The sequence below is a fragment of the Plectonema radiosum NIES-515 genome (genome assembly GCF_025753815.1).
GTDB classification, from domain to species: Bacteria; Cyanobacteriota; Cyanobacteriia; order Cyanobacteriales; family Nostocaceae; genus Hassallia; species Hassallia radiosum_A.
The window spans coordinates 1-3,160 of record NZ_JAOWRF010000382.1; the positions used below are offsets into that span (position 1 = coordinate 1).

General features: G+C 44.6%; 1 protein-coding gene. It reads right to left on the reverse strand.

What is annotated here, in order from left to right:
• A partial coding sequence (locus OGM63_RS26850; RefSeq protein WP_263748774.1) for a PAS domain S-box protein occupies positions 1 to 3,160 on the reverse strand: 3,160 nt, incomplete at both ends.

The window sequence follows — 3,160 nt, forward strand, 5'->3', positions numbered from 1 at the left end:
GGGAGAGGGGGGGATGGGGGGATGGGGGGAAAGAATTATTCTCCTTGTCTCCAAGGAGTCTCCTTGTCTCCAAGGAGTCTCCCTCACTCCCCCACACCACGCTTCCCCCACTCCTCCTCACCACGCTTCCCCCACTCCCCCACTCCTCCTCACCACGCTTCCCCCACTCCATTGACAATCGCACCTCTACCCGTCCCCCATTGGGTGTGAACTTAAGAGCGTTGGAAAGCAAATTCCAAATAACTTGTTGCAAGCGACCTGCATCGCCTGCGACTTGCTTTACATTCGGGTCGAAAATGGTCACAATCGAAATTGATTTCGCTTCTGCTGCTAAACGTACTGTCTCTAAAGCTGCTAAAATGATTGATGATGGACTTACTTTGTCTACATTTAGGGTTAGTTTCCCGCGTAAAATTCGCGAGACATCCAGCAAATCTTCAATCAGTTGTGCCTGTAATTTAGCATTGCGCTCAATGGTTGCTAAAGCTTCAGCGGTCTTTGCTTCATCAAACTTGCGGGTTCGCAGTAGCTTAGACCAACCGAGAATTGGGTTTAGTGGGGTGCGTAATTCGTGAGAAAGGACGGCGAGAAATTCATCTTTGATGCGGTTTGCCGATTCGGCTTGGGTACGCGCTAGTTGTTCAGCTGCGTACAAGCGAGTATTTTCAATTGCGACAGAAGCCATCTGTGCTAATTGTACCAAAATGGCTTCGTCTTCTACTGTAAACTCGCTTTCGTCGTATTTATCAGATAATTGAATCAGTCCAATATTGCCACCATCGCGTCCTGTTAGGGGTGCAGCCAGCCAACCACGCATGGGTGGATGTTTTGCGGCTTCTGTGCCAAATTTGCGCCACCTGGGGTGTGCTTCAAGTTCTACTTGAGTCATGCGGATGGGACGATTTATCTGGCAGATATATGCGTAAATGCCTGAGCCATCCGGTTTTGGTTTATAATCTTGCCATGCCGCATATTTATCTGAAAGTGAGGTAGCGCTGGTAGATTGTGCCCAATTACGATCAATCGTCATGCTGGTAACTGATTGATGTGCGCCGATCAAAAAACGCGATCGCTCGGTAATTTCTTTGATAACTTCTTCAATCGTAAGTGCTGAATTTATCGTTAATGCTGCCTCAGTCAACCCACGCAGTTGACCGGCATATTGTTGAACCCGCACGAGCATTTTTTCGCGTTCGGCTTCAGCAAGTTTGCGATCGCTAATATCGGTAACTAACCCGATCAGATGAATCGGCTTACCGTTGATATCTCGGTAAACACTTCCTCGTGACCAAATCCAAGTTATGCTTTGATCGACCCGAATAATTCTACACTCAAAATCCAAGTCTTCGTAGGTAAGAAGTGTGTTCTTAAACTTTTGATCCACCATCCCACGGTCATCTGGATGAACGTGTTCTAAAAATATTTCGTAGTTCCACTCACTTCGCAGCGATTCATACCCAAATATCTGGTCATGTTTAAGCGAACGATAAACGGTGTCAGGTTGAGTTAACAGATTCAATTTCCAATCACCGAACTGTGCCGAATCTAGAACAAATCTTAGACGAGTGCTACTCTCACGCATCGTCTCCTCTGCAACTTTGCGATCGCTAATGTCAATACACGAGCCAATATAACCGAGAAAATCACCTGATGATGTAAAACGCGGCACTCCTTTATCTAAAATCCACCGATACTCGTCGTCATAGCGTTTCAGCCGATACTCCATGCTAAATTCTTCACGGGCATCAAAGGCATTTACATAAATATCTATACAGGACTGCAAATCTTCCGGATGCACTCCTTGGGTCCAACCATTACCCATTTCTTCCTCGATTGTCCGCCCTGTAAACTCCAGCCAGGTTTTGTTAAAATAGTTACAAAGGTTGCTAGTATCAGACATCCAAATTAGGGTCGGAGATGCATCCGCCATTTCCCGGAATCGTTTCTCACTTTCACGTAATGCGGCTTCCATTTTTTGGCGTTCTGTTACATCCAAAGCCAGTGATAGCACGGAAATCAATTTCCCAGATTCATCTAATAAAGTTGAATTGTACCACTCACATGACACAATCGAATTATCTTTTGTGTAATTGCGGTTGTAAGAAATATTATTACTTTCAATTCCCTCAGTCAGTCGAGTCGCTGCATTTGTAACAACTTCTAAATCTTCCCTAAAAACAAATTCCCAGTCTTGGAAAGTTTTACCGATTACTTCTGATGCTTGCCAGCCAAAAATTCGTTCAGCTTCCACTGACCAACGAGAGACACGAAATTCATGATCCCACTCAACTACTGCCAAAGGCGAGTTTTCTACATGAAAATTTAACCTTTGCAGGGCATTTTGCAATGATGTTTCGGCAGTTTTACGAGTAGTAATATTGCGGAAATAAATACCTATTCCTTCTTCTGATGGATAAGCATGAATTTCCAACCACATCATAAATGGTTCGTAGAGTACCTGAAAATGTACCGGAGTTTGCTCTGCTAAAGCTTGACGATAATTTTGCTCAATTATTGTACCAACTGACCAAGGCCACATTTCCCAGTGGGTTTTGCCAATCATTTCCTCTGGGTGCATATTATTGAGTCTTGCTGTCTGTTGGTTCACATAAGTGATTCTAAATTCGCGATCCAGAGCAACAAAAGCATCGGTCATGTTTTCCAGAACGTTGCTCAGATGCTCGTTGGCATCTTGCAGCACTTGCTTCATGCTCTGACGCATTTTACTCAATTTTATGGTAGCCTCGACACGCGATCGCAGTTCACGACCAGAGAAAGGTTTAACTAAGTAATCGTCAGCACCAAATTCTAACCCCTCAATTCGGGATTCTTCCCCAGCACGAGCAGACAGCAAGATGATCGGTATCTCTTTGGTGAGTGGATCTTGACGCAGTTGCCGCAACAACTCGAAACCATCGAGTCCTGGCATCATAATATCAGTTAAGACTAAATCAAAAGGCTGTTGCCGAATCGCGGTTAAAGCAGCTAATCCATCCGCTACCGCTTCTACTTGATAATTTTCCTCAAGCAGACGCTTGACATAATCGCGCATATCTGCATTATCATCAGCAAGAAGAATACGGGGAATTGGGGATTGGGAATTGGCAATTGGCAATTGGAAATTGACAATTGGGAATTGGGGATTGGTAAAATTCCTCTC